Origin of the sequence: Jutongia hominis, assembly GCF_014384965.1 — a bacterium.
GTDB classification, from domain to species: Bacteria; Bacillota; Clostridia; order Lachnospirales; family Lachnospiraceae; genus Butyribacter; species Butyribacter hominis.
On record NZ_JACRSW010000035.1, the window covers coordinates 113271 to 131745 of the forward strand.

Consider the following 18475-nt stretch of genomic DNA (forward strand, 5'->3'; position numbering starts at 1 on the left):
TTAAGGCAACTCAACAGAATAAGCTTTTGCCTTTCTATCCTCCAAACTTGTTTTTGATAAAATATTTCCTTGTGCCAAACGAACAGACCCTCTATTCTGAATGGATATTCTATTAATTCTTGAATCACTTATATTTTCATATTTCAATTCCTTCATATCGCTACTAAACAATTCCGATGGAAATTCGTATTCAACTTTATCTGCTGCATTCATATTAGATATAAGAAGTTGCATAATTGGAACAACACTAACAAAAAACAATAATACCAATAATATAATTATAAAATAAATTATCAATCTTTTACCTCCTCTATCTTAATTTGTAATGGAGAACAACACATTAATGTAATTGCTGAAACTGCAAATGTTACAATAATAGGAAAATTCCCTTCATAATCCACAGTATAAATATATTTAAAAACACTCCAAACGGCAAATACAACTCCCCATAACACCATACCGATAATTGCACATACTAATTTAAGTGTTCCTTTTTTCTCATCATTACTAAAATAATCTATTGCTGTAAGTATGATAATAGTTGCTAAAATCCAAAGCACATCTCCCCTAAGACAAACCCCAATCCAGTATTGCTTAGTGAAGTTTTCATTTTTAGATAAATATACAATCATATCAATTAGAATTGGTAAAAAAGAAATAACTATTCCTAAATACCATAAAAGTAATGATTTTATATTTATTTTCTTTTTCTTCTTAATACTACATCTTTCAATTTTTCCATTGTACATCATTTGCCTTGCCTTCAAATTATTCATATATAAAAATTGTCTTGCATATGCAAGACAACCTAACAATACTGCCTCTACAGGACGTATGGATATTATAACTAATCCACCTATTTCTTAGACTATCTCATTTATAATTGTATCATCTCAATACATACTATGCAAGCACTTCTTTAGAATTTTCTAAGTAGCTTGTCCTTATTGTAACATACTTTCCAGCATTTTCTTTAGATTTCAACAATTTTTCTTTAAAAAACACTATATACTGTAGTTTTCATCAATACAACCACATCATTTTGTTATTTATTCATAATAAAACATACTATCCAATATATTTATCCATTCTCCTAATCTGTAATCTCAATCTTATAATTCAGCATACCTTCATACACATAATTTGGCACTTTGCCCTTACACTTTTCTGCAAGGTCACAAATATAATCAATCTTACCATCAATAAATCCAGTATGTGCTTCTTCCTCTGTGTCGAATACACCTATATCCACTTTCTTATTAAGAACATTTATTGATACTGAATATGTACCATCATCATTCTGCTGGATATTGCTTTCAATTCCTCTATCTTCAAATACTGTATTCAAGAAATGAGTCATAAATGCACACGTTTCTGGACTGTATATATTACCTTCCTTATAGAGAAGATCTTTGTCAAGATCAACCTTAGTTCCAGGAATGTAATGTGCATCAAACCATATCTTGAAATTTTGGTAGTTCTGCCATTCAATACAAACTTCCTTATCCATGTAATAAGGCTTTAATTTATGCACAACATCACTGTAGCACCTCTGGATCATATTCTTCCACTTGATAAATGAGTATGATTCATAATCAATATCTCCTCCTACATAACCTACACCTTCATAAGTTCTTTTATTGTACCAAGGCTTCCAATCATCGGGTTTAAACTCTACCGCATTGACATTCTCCATAATCTGTTTATCTGTGATTGTTCCGTCCTGTTCATGTACCCTCAAAATCTCATTGTATTGTTTATCTGTGACTGGGAATAAATGCTTGTAGTAATTATCCTTCATATCATTGTTCTTATGCCATACCATTGTATTGTTTTTCATGTCATAATTTACAACAAACATCTGAATTACAAGGCTACTGGCAGTTACTTTCTCCTTCCTATATCCCCATCTGTTCTTAGACTTGAAATAAACATTCCTATCTAATGTGTAGGTCAATTCCTTTGTTGTTCTTGAATATACACCTTTTACAAGTTGATATGTGCCATCATCCAACTTCTGAATTATCCTGCCATAATTGGAAGTCCATACAGATTTATAGTCAAATAAACGCACAAACACTTCATCTTTTGCAATATTCGGAATACCCGATTCCGACCTATACAATATCTGAAAATGGTATGGTTTCTTATATTTTCGTTTTATCCTCATAGACTTATCTTTATGATATATTTCCAAGCCATCCGACAGTCTTTGTTGATAACGCTTTTCTCGCATTCCTTCATTGAAGCACTCTTTACATACACATCTTGTATAATTATGGTTTATTCCAAACCTTTCTATTGGGAGTTCTCTCCCACATTTCTTACATATTTTTGCTGTATTGTTCATAATTTGATTTTTCCTTTCGATAATAGACTTGCTCCCATCGGAAGCAGTAAGAATTTTCAGAATCAGATTTGATTCTGGACATAATAAAAGAGTGCAAGTATTAACCTACACTCTTCTCACAAACAGTTTGATTTACAAACTCTATATTATTTTTTATGTGTCAATGGATCAGCCTCGCCCCATTCATCTGAACATTCTACAAAATCTTGCGGAATGTTATCAAATACAGATAAATCCAATTTATCAGCTTCCTTAAATTTACCATCTGAATCCAATGTTTCTATCGGCTTGTAATCCAACGACTTATTATATTTGCGACATTCTTCTAATAACTGCACGATTGCAGCAGGATTATTTTGATACCTTTTCGCACCATTACAAAAAGCATTGTATCTAAGTTTAATTGACCTTCTATCAATCTTCTCATAATCATCTTCACACTCAACTGATTCCACATATTTTTCAGCTTCTTGTATGACAAGTGAAGCATCCGCATATCTTCCATAGGAATTGTTGACTTTATGGTATGTTCCGTCAGTCCTACGTTTCCTATGCCTGTAAAGATATATCAGCTTCATTTCTTCTAATTGCTCCAAGTAATCATTCACAGTACGTTTACTGCATCCCCATTGTGAAGCCATATCGTCTTGTGACATATGCCATTCTTTCGTCTTATTATTGATTGTTCCAACCAAATCTACAAAGAATGTAAACAGATTAAAAGGCATTTTTGCATTAGTGAAAATATGTTGCATTTCCCATAATTCCACTACAACAAATTTCTGATTTTCAGTATCGACCTCTAATCCGTTATTAGAAATAATATAATTATCTCCATCCTGTTCAATTATTTCAATTATCTTTCTATCATTAAGAGACTGCAAAGCACCCTTGATATTATCAGCAATACTTCTATCTCGTCTTACTGTTCTTTTCAAAAAACTACCAGACAGAAAATATCCAATACCACTAACAGAAGTAATCAGATAATCTTGCTTGTTGCTATATAATCCATTCAAGGCAGCTATCACAGATAACTCTTTTGAATCTAAATCAATTTCCTTACTTATAAAAATCTTTAACATAATAATACGTTGTCCTTTCTCCTAAGTACCAAAAACGGCAAAAATTGCCCTTTTATGTAAAAACCTAAGTGTTCAAAACGTCAAAATTTGACGATTTCGGTACTGCTATTAAAGGAGATACATTTACTAAAAGAGATCCTTTTTATACCCCTAATGGGGTAATAACATCTACTTTGTATTATTTCTTTCTTCTTTGTACTGTTGGTCTAATTCATTGTACTTTTTGTTTATCAGAAATATAATAAATGTATTTCCTGTTTTCTCATGCTTACCACAGCCAATAGGTTTGATTCCATGCTTAAATAACCAATTACATTCATCTAAGTCATAGTTATAGTAAATTCCTTTTGACATCTATAAATCCTCCGCTTACTTTTAAATAATATTTATATAATATTCTCTGATAATGCTATGCAGATGATTTATGCTTTACTGATAAGCAGATAAAAGGCTCAACGATTATATGTTGTCCTATTCTGTGTGTTTCCTCCACACATCTATAAATTGCATTATACATTTTCCTCCTTTTTATCGAATCAGAGGTCAAGAAAAAGGTACGGCATAAATGACGCACCTTAATAGACCGCTATGTGCAGCAGTCAAATTTATTCAATTTCTCATTGAGAAATGTGCAGAATTGCACGTTAGATATTCTTGAACTCTGATACAGACTTTCTTTTACTTCCTGCCTGTTGGGAAATATCCATACATTTGTTTAGAATCGGTATATGTCTGCCGATTGTAATTCACTTGTTACCCTTTCCAAGAAACCACAATATATCATCATATGTACCGCTATAAAGTTTCTTGTTGTTATAAATCAAAGAATATTTAGCAAGATCAAGCAATCCTTTGGTTAGCTTGCCACTCTTATAATGTTTCAAATATGAACTTGTATTTACCGCAAAATAGCTACTTTCACGTTCCTCTAATATTGCATTAAGATTATTTACACATGATGTTCTGTATGCTTCTAAATCTTTAACAAAAACTGATATATTTTTTCTAACTGTTCCTTTGTGTGATTTCATAATTGCATACTTATTAGTGTATTCATCAATAGTTTTTTGCAAAATTTCATCAAGTTCAAGATATTCCCATACACAATTTTCACCATCTAATTTTGCTTGCGTTGTGGATTTAACTAAATGTCCTTTATACAACCTTAAACGCATATCCTTTTTAGTTTCTCTACTGAAATCTCCCCATTTTTTATACCATTCAGTCAGAATAAAACTCTTATTCGGTGTCATTGGTGCAGAACACATAGAAACCGTTAATGTTTCAATTATCTTTTTCTTCTCCTCTAAATCCTTAATCATTTTGAATCCTCCTTTATTTCATCTATTGCAACTCTGATATGGTTATTTACTATCTGAGATAACCTATCTATATTTAATTCTCCATATAGATTCAATAAATCACAAATATTTTCTTCTGTCAAAATTGCAATTCTATCTTTTAAATCAATCCTCTGTATCATTCTGGTTATCCCTCACAATCTCTGTAAGTCTTGAACCTGGTAATATCTTCACTATCTTATGTTCTTTTTCCATAATAGTTTTTCCATAAGGTGCTATATATCTTTTTCGTGGCTTCTTTGTTATGGTTTTAAGTGTGAATATTTCTTTCAGAAACATTGATTCATCCTCTTCAATTACATTAACCATAACTTCCTTAAAAGCAAGCAACATTTCTTTTATATCCTTCTTATAAAGACCTGTCTTATCGGCAATTCTGTTTACAATATCTCTCTGATTTACCATATATTCTATTTTCCTTCCTTTGATAGATTTTTACACGCATTATTCAGTTTTGTACCTGTCTTAATTTTCGCCTTATATCGTGCTGGAATATTGACTATTGATTGATCCGCTACATTCTTAATCTGCTTTGATTTATATAGCTGTGGATAGATAGTCATATAACCTTTTAATTTGATGCTATCACCTTCAGATAAAATATCTGCTACAGTATCTAAAAATGCTGTCAGAATAATATCTGTTGTCTCTGGCGATATAACCAATCCATTCTCATTTTCAACTCTTTCAATAATCCGTCTTACAATACCAGGCTTAATAATTTCTTCTTTCAATATGTTTCTTCCTCCAATTCTTCAAATGAAATCACTATTTCTTATACCACGTTATATAATGGCTTAAATGTGCTTATATGGCTCATATTCGGCTTCAAATGACTTTTATGCATATTTCCTTACCTTGAATTTTAAGGCACTAAAATAAGCCCACATACTCATAATAAATACAAGTATGTGGGCTTATTTAGATGTCCTAATATTCTATTTTTGTACCAAACTTACTTACACAGTTACTACACAATCACTACACAATTTTGCCATTAAGATACATAAATTTGCATAGAGATATATGTTACTTTCAAATTGCTCAAACACTGATAATATAAGGCTTTATAGGCTTTTATAGAGATATGTAAAGATACGTGAAATTGGTACTGAAATTACGATTCCTAGTTTCATTTTCTATCTTTCCTTTCTTGTAAACCTTGATTTTACGGAGCTTGCGGGTTTTGGCATCTCGTTTATGTACCAATCATGTACCAATTTTTTGAGAGCAAAAAAAATTAAACCACTTTCAAAGCATCCACAATCTGGTCGATTTCTTTATAAATAAGTCACAAAACTCAAATTTAATCATAGCATAAAAGGGGGGAAATGTAAAATCTTATATTACGATCTGTGCCACCATCGCTTTTTCCCATATTGGAATGCTTATATTATCTGATTCCAATCTCATCACTCTCCCAAACCCAACTGATGCTTTAAAAGGTCGTTGATTTTTTGTATGATATCAAAAAAATACCTTTTGAAATTCAGGCTTCTTCCGCATTTACCGACCGCGAGCAGGGACGCAATGCTTTTATGACACTCTGCCAGGAAGCAAAACAAAATAGCATTCAGTATATGTCTCTTGACGAGATCAACGCAGAAATACAAAAAGCCCGCTATGGGTAGGATGATGTATGACTTATTATGCCGTTATTGACACAAATATCCTTGTTTCCGCTTTATTATCCAGTCACGAAAATGCCGCAACTGTTCAAGTTGTAAGCAGGCTTTTCTCCAACGATGGTATTCTTGCAGAATATAATGAAGTTCTTCGCAGAAAAAAATTTCACTTTTCTGAAGATGTCGTTCGTACTCTACTCGATACCATCACATCCATCGGAGAAAATATCACTCCTTCTCCATCCGGTGAAGTTCTTCCAGACATAAAAGATCTTCCCTTTTACGAAGTTGTTTTTGAAAAAGAAGCGGATAATGCTTACCTGATTACCGGAAATATCAAACATTTTCCTGACAAATCAAACATTGTAACTGCCAGAGAATTTTTAACCATTCTCGAAGCATAAACATCTTTTCAGGGACTGTGAAAAAAGAATAGTTCCGAAAAAAAAGAAGGACCAGGGAGTTATTATAACCCACAAGGTCCTTCTTTCTGTTATAATTAACTTGCAATGAAAATTAATAACATAATCTATTCTAACCCAAAACAGGCAGTTTTGCCAATACTAACCCATTTGAGTTTTTTCAATAATTGACATGCATCCGTCACACAATCTATGTGATTCAGATTTTTTGAATACCGAGATTCGTGATGTCACTTCTAGTTTCATAATTTTCTTTTATCCATTCCCTTGCGCTTTATATTTTGATCTTCGCCCCCCTCTGATAATTATTGTAGTTCTTTCCGCATCCATGTATGTGGACATTCTTCGTCCATATGAATATCATTCAACTCCATATATCCCTGTTTTTTATAAAAATCTGCCACACGACATTGTGCAGACAATTCTACCTTTTCACCTCCGAGATCACTAACTGCTTTTTCTGCACCTTGTAACACCTTTCCCCATATCGTTTTCCCCGGAATTCTTTACGCATTGCAATTCTTCCAATAACATAGCATTCCCTCTCATGAGAAAAAAAGAATCTGCAGGTTGCTACCGGGGTGTCACCACAAAAAAGTAACACGTGTTTTGCCAGGTGATCTATCTCATCAAATTCGCCCTTAAATCCCTGTTCTTTCATGAATACTGCTTCCCGTATCATCTTTGCTTCCTCTGGTATTTTATCATAAATCTTTATAAGCATTGTTATCCTCTTATATAGTTATTTACAGCAATTCCCAGACAAACTTGAAGTTATAGTGCAATCTTTTTCCATTTTCTAATCTTGGTTCTAAAGGTTCCGAACGGAGCAACTGTATTAACATGTATGAATTTGTATACTTCCCAGACAGCTGTTTTAGTTGCTTCGTCAGCCCATTTTCTCATATGTGGTTTAAATAATTCTTCCTCACTCAGAGAATCAATCATTGCATAAATAGAGTTGATATTCTCATTCAATCTGTCTTTCAATTCTTGCAGTGACAGCTGAGCATATGTATCTGTGAACCATTGATATAATTCGCCAAGCTGATTCCACTTAAAATTATCCGAAGGAGTTTTAACAGGAATACCCTTTCTTTCGTCTGATTCCCATTTAATAACAAGAGTTGTCCAGCCAACCTGATAAGCAAGATTTTCTGCCGGAGTTCGATCGATCTCATCAATTCTCTTATCTTTTAAATGCTCCGGAATATCATTAAATTCTGAAATATATTTTGCAAAGCTTTTATTTATCTCGTTTTTAAGCTCGTCTTTATTCTCATATGTTCTCAATAGTCTATCTCCTCAGCTTCCGATTTTCCAGTTTCAAAAACAGGAATTTTCAAATTAGTCTTTGCAAATAACCTTTGAACCTTCACCATCAATTACAATTCCCTGACGGTTGTTAATCGGGCATAGATTCAAATCCGAAAACTCAGTCATTATTTTCTCGGTAACTTTCTTAAATGGTGCTGTAAGATAATGCGGAAGAACATAGAAATCAATCAAATCAATCCCTGCATCATCTTCTTGTGAGTAGTCCTCCGGCTTTTCATCCATTTGCTCGATATATTGGATGCTTGGAGCGCATATAATTGCGCCTGCCGACTCGCCGATCATCAATTTTCCATTTGCCAATTCCTTTTTCAGCAGTCCATCAGTTCCCGTTTTACGGAGCTGGTCCATAAGAAAGAAAGAATTTCCGCCGGTAAAATATATCACATCTGCTTCTTCAAAAACAGACTGTATCGTTGAATAAGCCTCCGTTGAAATATCAATTTCAGTTACGATCGCTCCCAACTTTTTGAATAATTTTCGAGCCGAGCCGACATAACCGGTGTAGCCTTCACGCAGTGAAGCTGTTGGAATAAATGCGACTTTCTTATTTTCAATTTCTTCCTTTATCAGACTTCCTACACTTGAAAAGTGCGAACATAAAAATAATTTCATCAATATTCTCCTTTATAAATTCCGATTTTCCTATATTTTCCATTGTCATAAAAATGTTTTCCCAAAACTTTCTAAAAAGTCTCCGTGGATGAACCAAATAAACGCAAGCCATAAAACACGGCCTGCGTCTATCTTACCTCCAATCACTTTCAGCCTCATCAAGCTTTTTTACCAACATATCCTTAAGAGCAATAAAAGCCGGAATAAAACTGTCACGTATCAGCATAATCATTTCATCAACTTCATCTTCATTATATATATGAACAGAAGTATTCCGTTTTTTTAACATAAGCAGCCATACTTCAGAATCATTGATAAATCCAATTCGATAACCAAGCTGTAAAATTTCACGAGGAGATCCTGTAAAAGCCCCTTCTACACTGTGCATTCTCATAATTGCCTGTAAAGCTTTCCAAGCAAGTTCAAAGGTTAGATTAAATTGTCCAATAATCCCTGTTCGATATATATCATTCGTTTCTGCAAGTTTAAAATCTGCATTTTCTAATATCGACAAACAATTTGTAAAGTTATCAAGCTTTTTCATAAATTGTAACACCATCCTTTTCTATTTCTTGTTTCAATTCATCTGAAATCGCCACATCTGCCTGTACAATATCAAACATTAGAAGCGAATGTATTTTTTCTTTAACATCCCAATAAAACCGATCAAACTCTCCACCATATACCGCAATATCTATATCACTTCGTTCTGTATTTGTGCCCCGCGCGCGGGAACCAAATAGTACAATTTTGGTGACAGAATATTTGTGTGCCAAAAAAGAAAGTTCCCTCAATATTCGATCTGACAGATTATATTTCATATTCTGTACCCCCCTTAAAATTAATCAAATCATAATTAATTTTAGCATAGCATATTTCTATTTGATTAACAAGCATTCGAAACACACCGATAGTGTAAACTGTTCTTCGGAAAAATATGAGCAGACCAGCTCCAGGAGAGTTTTAAGAACTTGTGTGCTTTGATAAAATCATTACCTGCAACATTTCCATTCATAAACTTTTGGAAGTCTTACCGGAAGAATTTTATCCATTGCACCGCTGTTATTTGGTAAATACAAAATATATTCTTTCTATTCGCCGCTTTGAAGTTGTGCTACAAACAAATGATACACTTCCAATTCCCGCTGCACAGTATTCTAGAATCAAAAAGTATTAGAGCACTATCTGTAGGAGCATTTCCTCTACTCGTCCTCCAATAAAATTGTTATATTTCGCAATTTTTCATTGCACTATCATTATAAAAACTATATTGCAAGATAACGTAAATTGTTAAATACCGAAAAGGTGCCACAAAAAAGTTTTTTACAGCACCCTCTATTCTTATTTTCAAAATAACAACCTTTAGAACGCCGGACCGGTTACCGGTTATTTGTCATAATCATTCTGCTTATTTTACAAATTTTCGATTTACATATCCTACTTTTCCACGATACCGTACTTTCATATACCATCCTTTTGCATATAAAACATCAACAGTTGCACCATTCGGAATTCTTAAATAACATCCGGTCAGTTTAGACTGTGCCTTCCAAAGAAGAAGTCCTTTGCTTCGTTTTACTTTCTTTTTCCATGTCTTTCGAAAAACATCCGGTGTAGTGTATATTGTTTTTAATGTTGCTGTCGTACTTCCCCATTTTGTCAGGTAAAAATGCGGTGTATCAACAATGGATCTCCAGTCACCACCCCAGCCAAGGCCAATCTTTTTTGCGATTTTGGCTACTTTTTTTAACATGGCATGATCATATAAAAGCCTGCTGTCATTGATCGCAATATCAAAAGCGATCCCCCACATATGCTGGCTGGAATAGGTGCTGCCTTTGGCATTTGTTACAACTTTACCGGGTTTTGTCCTGCCTTTGGCATAAAGAGCGTCCTGATAGGCTTTGCTTCGATATCCTTCCGTAATGATCAGATAAATTCTCTTTTTTGCACATTTCTTTAATAAGATTCCAAGCCGATAGTCAAGCCATGGATGCAGCATAGTTCTGTCAATCCGGATATCATGTTCTTTTTTCATTATTTCTGCCTCCTTTTTTGTACCTTCTTACATCATTTGGTGCTTTCTTCGCTGCTTTTTACTTCCGGCAGTCCGGCAATCGAAGTAAGCAGACTGATCACACCTGCAACAATCGCAGAGGAAAAAGCCACTTTCCAGTCTACTGTTGCAATCGTACTGCCAACAGCAATCAATGATAATGCAGTCTGCGCCATAGTCTTTATTGCTCTGAATCCGGCTTTTTTTGCCCATTCACAAGTGCTGACACTTACTTTAAACACACAATTTTTAAACATAAAAGCCTTCCTTTCTCTCATTCCCCTTGATTTTCCCTATCATTCTCGTTTGCATTTTGAGAAGAGTACCAGAAGAAATTATCTTCTTATTATTAAAATATGCATATCAGACCATGTGGTTATTGACAGGGCAAATATTTTCTAAAATACCCACACCTCTCTCCACCAAACTCTGATTTCAATTAACTACAAAATGATACCAACCAGGTTAATCCTTCGTAATACGATACAACTTGGAGATTTCAAAAAAACAAGGCAGCATTAGCCATGCTGCCTTGTTTTTCTATAGAAACGGATCTTTAAAATGTCTGTTCATTGAGTCAAAATCCATGATCAAAACATAAAATACTTTTCCATAACGTCCATTTTCGACAATCCTGCCATGGTCAAGCACATGTATAAAGCTTCCATCCTCTTTTTTCATATGATAATAAACATAATCATTACTATGACCATCTTCGATCTGTTCCCAGATCCTTTGTTCAATATCTTCTCTTTCCTGCTCACGAATCAGATTACGAAAACTTCCGTTTGTATACTTTAATAACATATCCAGACTGTCACACTTTAATATGCGGAGTAATTCACGATTCGCATATAAGATTTCATCATCTTCTTTATCTGCCTTATAAATAATAAATGCTCCCGGTAAATTTTCCGATATGTCATTCAATGCAAATCCAAGCTGTGTACGGACTTCCAAGCGAAAATCTGTCTGGTATGCCAGACAACCTTGTTTTCCCCTCAGCTTAACTTCATAAAGAGCTGCATCGGCACAACTCTTAAGTTTTGTATAATTATCTGCATGTAACGGATATTCTGCATATCCCAGTGAAATGCTAAAATTTCTTTCTTTTCCCTCATATAGAAACGTTCTTTTCATCTTTGCAAATTGTTCAATACACGATTTTGCCTCTTTGCAATTACTATTCGGGAGAAAGGCACAAAACTCATCTCCACCACTACGTCCAAGTATCGCATTCTCCGGTAATGTTTCTTTCATCTGCTTCGCCAAGATCTGTAATGCTTTGTCCCCGGAAACGTGACCATACATATCATTTATCATCTTAAAATCATCCACATCAAATTGAATATCAACACAATTTTCCCTAGGATGTTGCGTTAAATACAGACTTACCTGTTCATCAAATCCATGTCGGTTATAAATGCCGGTCAATGCATCTGTAACAGCAAGCAATTTAAACCTTTTCCGGTGTTCATCCAGGATCAGAAGAGCCCCTGTAAAACCTGTCAAAAGAAAAACAATCAGCAGTCCGCCACCAACCACACCTGGCAGATCCTCTCCTCTTAACCAACCGGTCTTTGGCATAACCTCAAGTTTCCATTGAACTCCGCCCATTTCAAATACATAAGAAACCGGATCACTGATTTTTCCCTTCGAATGATCAATCACCTCATAGTCTGTTTCCCATGGAGAGACTGTTTTTGATAGTCAATATTGGTATCCAAAATCCATCAACGCATTTATCGTATCCGAAAAAATATCCGGCACACGAATGATCACAATCGTAAATCCCCAAAATGATCTGTGTCCTTTCTTATTTTTCAGATACACCGGATTTCTGACAGCAATACCACATCCATCCTGCTTCATTTTAAAAGGTCCCTGCATCACAATCATTTGATTATCTATGGCATAACGCGAAATCTGCCCCCGATCCTTGTCATTGATCAGATCGATTTTCCCGAGCTCGTTGCCTTTTATCGGATAAATCTCTGTTACGACACCTTTTGGGGCAATCTGAATACTTTGGATATAATCCGTCATCATATTTTTTGCAACCTGTTCAAATTTATTGATCCGCCCCTCTTCACTGATCAAAATCTGCTTTAATGTGTCGGTCGCACGAATTCCTTCCTCTATATCTGCTTTCATACGTTCCGCATATATCATTGCATTCAGATCGGCCAGCGTCCGATCATGTTTTTGCTGTTCTTTTATCATGTGATAGGTTGTCAAACCAAGAATGCTCATACCTGATAAAAACACCAAAAGAGGCAATATGATTTTTTTCTTTCTGAATCTCTTATACATTTTTACTCCTTTAACTATCTGTTTTTTCTTCCTCAGGATATTTCATTCCCCATGTACCTCTGAATTCTGTCATCAAGTCCATGACATCTTTCGTATAATCCAAATGCATTCGTTTTCTGTCTCCTGCGATGGCTTTTTCCATATCTTGCAATTCATAAACAAGTGCATCGGCATTTTCTCCTTCATGAAAATCCGTTCCCGGTATCCTGTCATCTTCCGACTAATGCACCAAAAAAGGATCTGTCTAATCATTATTTGTCTGTTACAGAAGTGTTTTTCGTAATTGGGCTCCATCCTTTGCACTCAGATAAGCCGGTGCGATATCAAAAACAGTCTTGCAGCCTTTTTGTCCTTCCTGATACAGACGATAGGCTGCTCTTGCATATGCCACTATCACACAGGAAGTAAACTCAGGGTTAGAATCAAGCTTTAAGCTGTACTCGATCACATGACTGTTCTCCTGATCCCAGCCTGTCTTACCGGAACGGATTACAAAACCACCATGTGGGATTCCACTATGCTTTTCTTTTAATTCGTCTTCGCTGATAAAATGAACGGTTGTATCATAGTCAGCAAAATAATTCGGCATAGTTTTGATCGTTTCTTCCACTTTAGCAGGATCAGCTCCTTCTTCAAGTACCACAAAACACTCTCTTGTATGCTTCTGTCTTGTTGTCAGTTCCGGATTTTCTCCATTTCTGACTGCTTCTAATGCTGCTTCTACCGGAATCGTATATTGCTTTCCATCTTTGACTCCTTCCACACGACGGATCGCATCAGAATGTCCCTGACTGACTCCTTTTCCCCAGAACGTATAATCCTTTCCTTCCGGCAGGATCGCATTTGCATACATTCTGTTTAAAGAGAACATTCCCGGATCCCAGCCAACTGAAATAATGCCGACATGGCCGCTTTTTTTCGCTGCTGCATCTACCTTTTCAAAATGCTCTGGAATTTTTGCATGTGTATCAAAACTGTCTACAACATTAAACATCTGTGCATATTTTGGTGTCTGCTCCGGAAGATCCGTAGCACTTCCGCCACATAAGATCATGACATCAATCTTATCTTTCCATTCTTCTACATCTGCTACTGAACACACTTTTGCATCTTTTGTAAGAATAGAAACACTTTCAGGTGCACGTCTTGTAAATACTGCGACAAGCTCCATATCAGGATTCTGTCTGATCGCACACTCAACCCCTCTTCCCAAATTTCCATATCCTAAAATTCCAATTTTCATAACAGTTCCTCCCAATTTACACATTTAACTTTTGTTATTCAAAAATATACATAGTCAGTTTACTTTTTTCCCCGGTACCTGTCAACTGCCATAAAATCAGGATGCAGAATGCAACTGTTTCTTAAATTTGTATGCAGCAGTACTCATCGGGTACTTCGGATCATATACTAAGCTGATATAGCGATCCGGTATTTCTTCTTTTATGGGCACATGAAAGATTTTCCCCTTTTTCAGACCGGCTTTTACCATCTCTTCCGGCAAAAAACCCAGACCTAATTCACTTTCTACCAAAGAAAGGATCTGATCTGCTGTTGCAGCTTCGATTTCCGGTTCGATTGCCAGTCCGTTTTGATAAAATATTTTTTGATAAAAGGTATGTGTCGCTGTATTTTTCCCCATACTGATCCATGGATAGTTTTCTAAGATTGCAATTGAATGACTCTGATCTTTCAATGCCTGAAATGTTTTTCCTGCTACTAAAATTTCATGAAATGTTTGTAAACATACCTGTCGCAATGAATTTTCCAGTCTGACCGGAGAAGTCACAACAGCAAGATCTACTTCTCCGGTCTTCACAGCCTGAATTGCCTGTGGTGTAGTATGATTCCATATTTTTAAACGGACTCCCGGATAATTGGCATGAAACTTTTTTAAATGTTCTAACAGATACAGATTTAATGCAATCTCACTGACTCCAATAGCAATACTGCCATGTTCTATTCCTGTATGATCCGACAATTCCTCTTCTGCAAGCCGAAATTGCATCATTGCTGCAGATACTCTGTTATAAAGCTTTTCTCCCTCCGTTGTTAGTTTTACTCCTCTGTTCGTTCTGATAAATAAAGTACATTGTAATTCATGTTCCAGACTATTTATCATTCTTGTGATATTAGGCTGGCTGTTCTTCATTACACCCGCGGCTTTTGTAAAATTTCCATATTTTGCGACATAATAAAAAATCTTATAATATTCAAAATTTATATCCATTCTTTTGCTCCATATAAACATATCAAAATAATATATCTATTATATCAAAAATACTTTTCACATATGTTTCTTACCTTATTATAATAAGAATCAAAAGAAAGTACAAGGAGATGATAGCATGTCACTCGTATTACCAAAAGAAGAGGAAGTAGAAAAAATATTTACAAGGATCCTATCTTCAGAAAGTTCCTGCGAAAGATTACTGGATACCTTTTATAATCATCTTGGAGACAATCCGCTTTATGTTGATCCTGACTCAAAACACTTTGCACAGGTTTTATTAAACGCTTATAAAAACGGAGATGTCAGTGCACTGCTACTTGAAATTTGTAATCGCAGTATGTTTGATCTTTTAAAAGAAGCATATCTGATTCCAAAGCGTTTTCATGGAAAAGCCGGAGAAAACCCGGTTCTTTTAACAGATGCTTCCGGTAATTTACTTGACAGCCAGAAGAAATTTGTTACAAAGCACGAATATAAAAAATTTCATGAGATCTATCTGACTCATCCTGCTGCTCCTCGTTCAAAATTATATTTAGCAGATGGTTATGATCTTGTTCGGTATTATACACATGATATGGAAATTGCCGAGCGTAAAGAGAAAAAAGAAAGAGGTATTCTGATCCTATATGCTCTCCCGGATACGAAAAAGCTTCATCTTACAGAAGCACAGGCATATGATGTGATCTGGTCTACTTTTCACGAAATACAAAAGGAAGCATATTCTGCTGTTGTGTTCTACGGGCAGGAAACCGGATCAAAATTCGGAAAATCGTTTGATGAACTGGGGGTTCTTCTTCCAATCCATCAATTTGAAGCAAAAATGCTTCAACATCTTGGTATCATCGATGGACTCGTTCTTTCCTGTCGTGAAAAAATGCTTAAAACAGCCGGAAGCAACAGTTTTGATCTCTAGATAGAACAGACAGAAATGGGGATTATTATGAAAAGTATAACATACAAAACGAATCAAACCGAACCGGTTACGGTCAAAAAAAATCATATGGATATTCTCTGGCACAATTATACAGACAAAAAAGACAAAACACCGATCTTACGTGCACCTTTACCGGCAAAAGCATCTATTGTCGGCAGAGTTGGCATTATGATGCTTGCCTGTGGAACCGGTGCCTGGCGTGTCCGCAGTTCTATGAATACGCTTTCTGAATTGATGAACATGACATGTACTGTAGATATCGGGCTGATGTCGATTAATTATACCTGTTTTGATGGAAATGACAGTTTCAATCAATCTTTATGCCTGACAAATACCGGTGTAAATACTTCACAGTTAAACCGTTTAGAAAAATTTGTTACGCATTTTCATGAAAAAGAACTCGTTCAAAGCTGTGAAGCTATCCATTCTGCTTTAGACGATATTGAGAAAGTGCATGGATTATATTCTCCAACAACATTAGCTTTTGCTGCTGCTTTAGCATGTAGTGCTTTTACTTTTCTGCTTGGTGGTGGAATCGTTGAAATGCTTTGTGCTTTTGCAGGTGCCGGTATCGGAAATTATATTCGCGGAAAACTTTCCAGAAAACACCTGACTTTATTTTTATGCATTATTTCCTCTGTATCGGCTGCCTGTCTTAGCTACACTGCATTATTAAAGCTTTTAGAGCTGATCTTTTCTGTCAAATTGCAACATGAAGCCGGTTATATTTGTTCTATGCTTTTTATCATTCCTGGTTTTCCATTTATTACCAGTGGCATTGACCTTGCTAAACTGGATATGCGTTCCGGAACAGAACGTCTTGCCTACGCATTGATCATTGTAACCGTATCAACTATGACAGCATGGATTCTGGCCATGTTACTTGGATTAAGGCCCATCCCTTTCCTTCCGCTTAATCTGGCTTTATGGCAGCGGATCCTGTTTCGTCTTATAGCGGGTTTTTGTGGAGTCTTTGGTTTTTCGATCATGTTTAACAGTCCTGCCCGTCTCGCTACAGCAGCCAGTATTATCGGTGCGATTTCTAATACTCTGCGTCTTGAACTGATCGATCTGTGTGCTCTGCCACCGGCTGCTGCCGCCGCTATTGGTGCTTTTCTTGCCGGTATTCTTGCATCGACATTAAAAGGTGTTGCCGGATATCCCCGTATATCGATCACGGTTCCATCTATTGTTATTATGATCCCCGGATTATATTTATATAAAGGTTTTTATAATCTCGGCATCATGAACCTTACTTCCGCAGCATCCTGGCTGGCTTCTGCTTTATTGATCATTTTAGCTTTGCCTTTAGGATTGATCTTTGCCCGGATCATGACAGATAAGACATTTCGTTATTGTACCTGATCGGCACGATGCAATATGGATGTCTGAAACCAATCTACAACCCGATATCCGATGTAACCTGCCAGAATACCAACCACAATTCCACCAAGGATATCGGTTGGATAATGCACATAAAGATACAATCTTGAAAACGCAATCAAAACAGCTGCCACAAGTGATATCTTCCAAAGCTTTTTCTCTCCTGAAAAGAAGAGTGCTGCTACTACCGCAAAAGATACGGCTGTATGACCGGATGGAAAAGAGAAATCTCTTGGTTTATTGATCAGGATTGAAACCGAAGTATTGACATCAAAGGGACGTGTTCTTCCCACCAGATTTTTCAAAATTCCATTACAAAGTATAAGATCAACGACTAATGCTGCTAAGATGATCACGCCACTCTTTCTTAACTTTGGAAATATCAGTAAAATAACCGCCAGCAATATCCACACTCTGCCGGCAGAACCTAAACTTGTAATAAAACACATCAACCGATCCAGTATCGGTGTCCGTATTGTCTGTATGGCATCTAAAATCTGTAATTCCATATCTTTCACTTCCTTTATTTTTCTTATCAAAGAGAATACATTGTAATTCTAAACAAACAGAACAGCTTTTTGAAAAGATTTTCTAAACTGTTTGAACTTTTTTGCTGCTTTTTCTGTAAGTTATTTTTCCTGAATTTGTTTTCCTGTCATATGCTCTATTTCCATCTCATACAATTATGTCTTTTGCTGTTGTCATTATGACACAATGTTTTTCTATTGTAAATTAATCTTTCAAACAAATGATATATGTGCTT

Annotated in this window: 28 protein-coding genes; 5 read left to right on the plus strand and 23 right to left on the minus strand. The window is 35.6% G+C overall.

The genetic code is table 11. The annotated features are described in order from the left end of the window. From H8700_RS10810 to H8700_RS10850, 9 genes are all read right to left on the minus strand, one after another. On the minus strand, positions 1-297 hold the full coding sequence (locus H8700_RS10810) for a hypothetical protein (protein WP_249305640.1): 297 nt from the start codon (positions 295-297) through the stop codon (positions 1-3). Continuing rightward, the gene (locus tag H8700_RS10815) at positions 294-815 is read right to left on the minus strand and encodes a hypothetical protein (protein ID WP_249305641.1); all 522 of its coding nucleotides are present in this window, start codon (positions 813-815) and stop codon (positions 294-296) included. Before H8700_RS10815 ends, H8700_RS10810 begins: the two co-directional genes overlap by 4 nt. A gap of 278 nt (positions 816-1093) precedes the next feature. Next, the gene (locus H8700_RS10820; protein ID WP_249305642.1) at positions 1094-2170 is read right to left on the minus strand and encodes a hypothetical protein; all 1077 of its coding nucleotides are present in this window, start codon (positions 2168-2170) and stop codon (positions 1094-1096) included. A 326-nt stretch (positions 2171-2496) separates the two neighbouring features. Then, positions 2497-3435 (minus strand): hypothetical protein, encoded by a 939-nt coding sequence (locus H8700_RS10825; protein ID WP_249305643.1) that lies wholly within the window; start codon positions 3433-3435, stop codon positions 2497-2499. Positions 3436-3603: 168 nt separating this feature from the next. Continuing rightward, positions 3604-3789 (minus strand): hypothetical protein, encoded by a 186-nt coding sequence (locus H8700_RS10830; protein WP_249305644.1) that lies wholly within the window; start codon positions 3787-3789, stop codon positions 3604-3606. A gap of 392 nt (positions 3790-4181) precedes the next feature. Next, entirely contained in the window at positions 4182-4757 is a 576-nt protein-coding gene (locus tag H8700_RS10835) for a hypothetical protein (RefSeq protein ID WP_249305645.1), read from the minus strand. Then, a complete protein-coding gene (locus H8700_RS10840; RefSeq protein WP_249305646.1) occupies positions 4754-4918 on the minus strand; it encodes a hypothetical protein in 165 nt (54 codons plus the stop codon). Before H8700_RS10840 ends, H8700_RS10835 begins: the two co-directional genes overlap by 4 nt. After that, positions 4902-5201: an HU family DNA-binding protein gene (locus H8700_RS10845; protein WP_249305647.1), complete on the minus strand. Its 300-nt coding sequence runs from the start codon at positions 5199-5201 to the stop codon at positions 4902-4904. The genes H8700_RS10840 and H8700_RS10845 overlap by 17 nt, the downstream gene beginning before the upstream one ends. Before the next feature lie 5 nt (positions 5202-5206). Continuing rightward, on the minus strand, positions 5207-5530 hold the full coding sequence (locus H8700_RS10850) for an HU family DNA-binding protein (protein WP_249305648.1): 324 nt from the start codon (positions 5528-5530) through the stop codon (positions 5207-5209). Between the two features lie 723 nt (positions 5531-6253). On the opposite strand from H8700_RS10850, the gene H8700_RS10855 reads away from it, so the two are divergent. After that, a complete protein-coding gene (locus H8700_RS10855; protein WP_249305649.1) occupies positions 6254-6427 on the plus strand; it encodes a hypothetical protein in 174 nt (57 codons plus the stop codon). An 8-nt stretch (positions 6428-6435) separates the two neighbouring features. Next, positions 6436-6825 (plus strand): putative toxin-antitoxin system toxin component, PIN family, encoded by a 390-nt coding sequence (locus H8700_RS10860; RefSeq protein WP_249305650.1) that lies wholly within the window; start codon positions 6436-6438, stop codon positions 6823-6825. A gap of 323 nt (positions 6826-7148) precedes the next feature. Here H8700_RS10860 and H8700_RS12640 read toward each other — a convergent pair whose 3' ends face one another. The 6 genes from H8700_RS12640 to H8700_RS10885 all read right to left on the minus strand — a co-directional run bounded on the left by H8700_RS12640 (position 7149) and on the right by H8700_RS10885 (position 9614). Beyond that, a complete protein-coding gene (locus H8700_RS12640) occupies positions 7149-7319 on the minus strand; it encodes a GNAT family N-acetyltransferase (RefSeq protein ID WP_503588297.1) in 171 nt (56 codons plus the stop codon). Beyond that, positions 7268-7567, minus strand: coding sequence for a GNAT family N-acetyltransferase (locus tag H8700_RS10865; RefSeq protein WP_249305651.1), 300 nt, complete (start codon positions 7565-7567; stop codon positions 7268-7270). The genes H8700_RS12640 and H8700_RS10865 overlap by 52 nt, the downstream gene beginning before the upstream one ends. 50 nt (positions 7568-7617) lie before the next feature. Continuing rightward, entirely contained in the window at positions 7618-8136 is a 519-nt protein-coding gene (locus H8700_RS10870; protein WP_002304342.1) for a ClbS/DfsB family four-helix bundle protein, read from the minus strand. A gap of 54 nt (positions 8137-8190) precedes the next feature. Further along, positions 8191-8793: a Type 1 glutamine amidotransferase-like domain-containing protein gene (locus H8700_RS10875; RefSeq protein WP_024739662.1), complete on the minus strand. Its 603-nt coding sequence runs from the start codon at positions 8791-8793 to the stop codon at positions 8191-8193. Between the two features lie 133 nt (positions 8794-8926). Beyond that, a complete protein-coding gene (locus H8700_RS10880) occupies positions 8927-9337 on the minus strand; it encodes an HI0074 family nucleotidyltransferase substrate-binding subunit (protein ID WP_249305652.1) in 411 nt (136 codons plus the stop codon). Continuing rightward, entirely contained in the window at positions 9324-9614 is a 291-nt protein-coding gene (locus H8700_RS10885) for a nucleotidyltransferase family protein (protein WP_249305653.1), read from the minus strand. Before H8700_RS10885 ends, H8700_RS10880 begins: the two co-directional genes overlap by 14 nt. 152 nt (positions 9615-9766) lie before the next feature. Between H8700_RS10885 and H8700_RS12600 the strand changes: the two genes are divergently transcribed. Continuing rightward, a complete protein-coding gene (locus tag H8700_RS12600; RefSeq protein ID WP_408610859.1) occupies positions 9767-9970 on the plus strand; it encodes a LytTR family transcriptional regulator DNA-binding domain-containing protein in 204 nt (67 codons plus the stop codon). Between the two features lie 231 nt (positions 9971-10201). On the opposite strand, the gene H8700_RS10890 is transcribed toward H8700_RS12600, so the two are convergent. From H8700_RS10890 to H8700_RS10920, 7 genes are all read right to left on the minus strand, one after another. Continuing rightward, on the minus strand, positions 10202-10831 hold the full coding sequence (locus H8700_RS10890) for a M15 family metallopeptidase (RefSeq protein WP_249305654.1): 630 nt from the start codon (positions 10829-10831) through the stop codon (positions 10202-10204). A 32-nt stretch (positions 10832-10863) separates the two neighbouring features. After that, positions 10864-11106 carry a holin gene (locus tag H8700_RS10895; RefSeq protein WP_249305655.1) on the minus strand — a complete coding sequence of 81 codons (243 nt, stop codon included), beginning with the start codon at positions 11104-11106 and terminating at the stop codon, positions 10864-10866. Positions 11107-11389: 283 nt separating this feature from the next. Beyond that, positions 11390-12520, minus strand: a complete 1131-nt coding sequence (locus tag H8700_RS10900; RefSeq protein WP_249305656.1) for a diguanylate cyclase domain-containing protein — start codon at positions 12518-12520, stop codon at positions 11390-11392. A gap of 39 nt (positions 12521-12559) precedes the next feature. Beyond that, the gene (locus H8700_RS10905; protein WP_249305657.1) at positions 12560-13162 is read right to left on the minus strand and encodes a CHASE domain-containing protein; all 603 of its coding nucleotides are present in this window, start codon (positions 13160-13162) and stop codon (positions 12560-12562) included. A 10-nt stretch (positions 13163-13172) separates the two neighbouring features. Then, positions 13173-13304 (minus strand): hypothetical protein, encoded by a 132-nt coding sequence (locus tag H8700_RS10910; protein ID WP_330606366.1) that lies wholly within the window; start codon positions 13302-13304, stop codon positions 13173-13175. 120 nt (positions 13305-13424) lie between these two features. After that, positions 13425-14405, minus strand: a complete 981-nt coding sequence (locus H8700_RS10915) for a diaminopimelate dehydrogenase (RefSeq protein ID WP_249305658.1) — start codon at positions 14403-14405, stop codon at positions 13425-13427. Between the two features lie 96 nt (positions 14406-14501). Then, entirely contained in the window at positions 14502-15392 is an 891-nt protein-coding gene (locus H8700_RS10920; RefSeq protein ID WP_249305659.1) for a LysR family transcriptional regulator, read from the minus strand. 118 nt (positions 15393-15510) lie between these two features. On the opposite strand from H8700_RS10920, the gene H8700_RS10925 reads away from it, so the two are divergent. Continuing rightward, complete coding sequence (locus H8700_RS10925; RefSeq protein WP_249305660.1) at positions 15511-16308, plus strand: DUF4866 domain-containing protein; 798 nt, start codon at positions 15511-15513, stop codon at positions 16306-16308. A 27-nt stretch (positions 16309-16335) separates the two neighbouring features. Next, on the plus strand, positions 16336-17694 hold the full coding sequence (locus H8700_RS10930) for a threonine/serine exporter family protein (protein ID WP_249305661.1): 1359 nt from the start codon (positions 16336-16338) through the stop codon (positions 17692-17694). Here H8700_RS10930 and H8700_RS10935 read toward each other — a convergent pair. Further along, positions 17682-18221, minus strand: coding sequence for a phosphatase PAP2 family protein (locus H8700_RS10935; protein WP_249305662.1), 540 nt, complete (start codon positions 18219-18221; stop codon positions 17682-17684). The genes H8700_RS10930 and H8700_RS10935 overlap by 13 nt on opposite strands. Positions 18222-18475 lie beyond the last annotated feature (254 nt).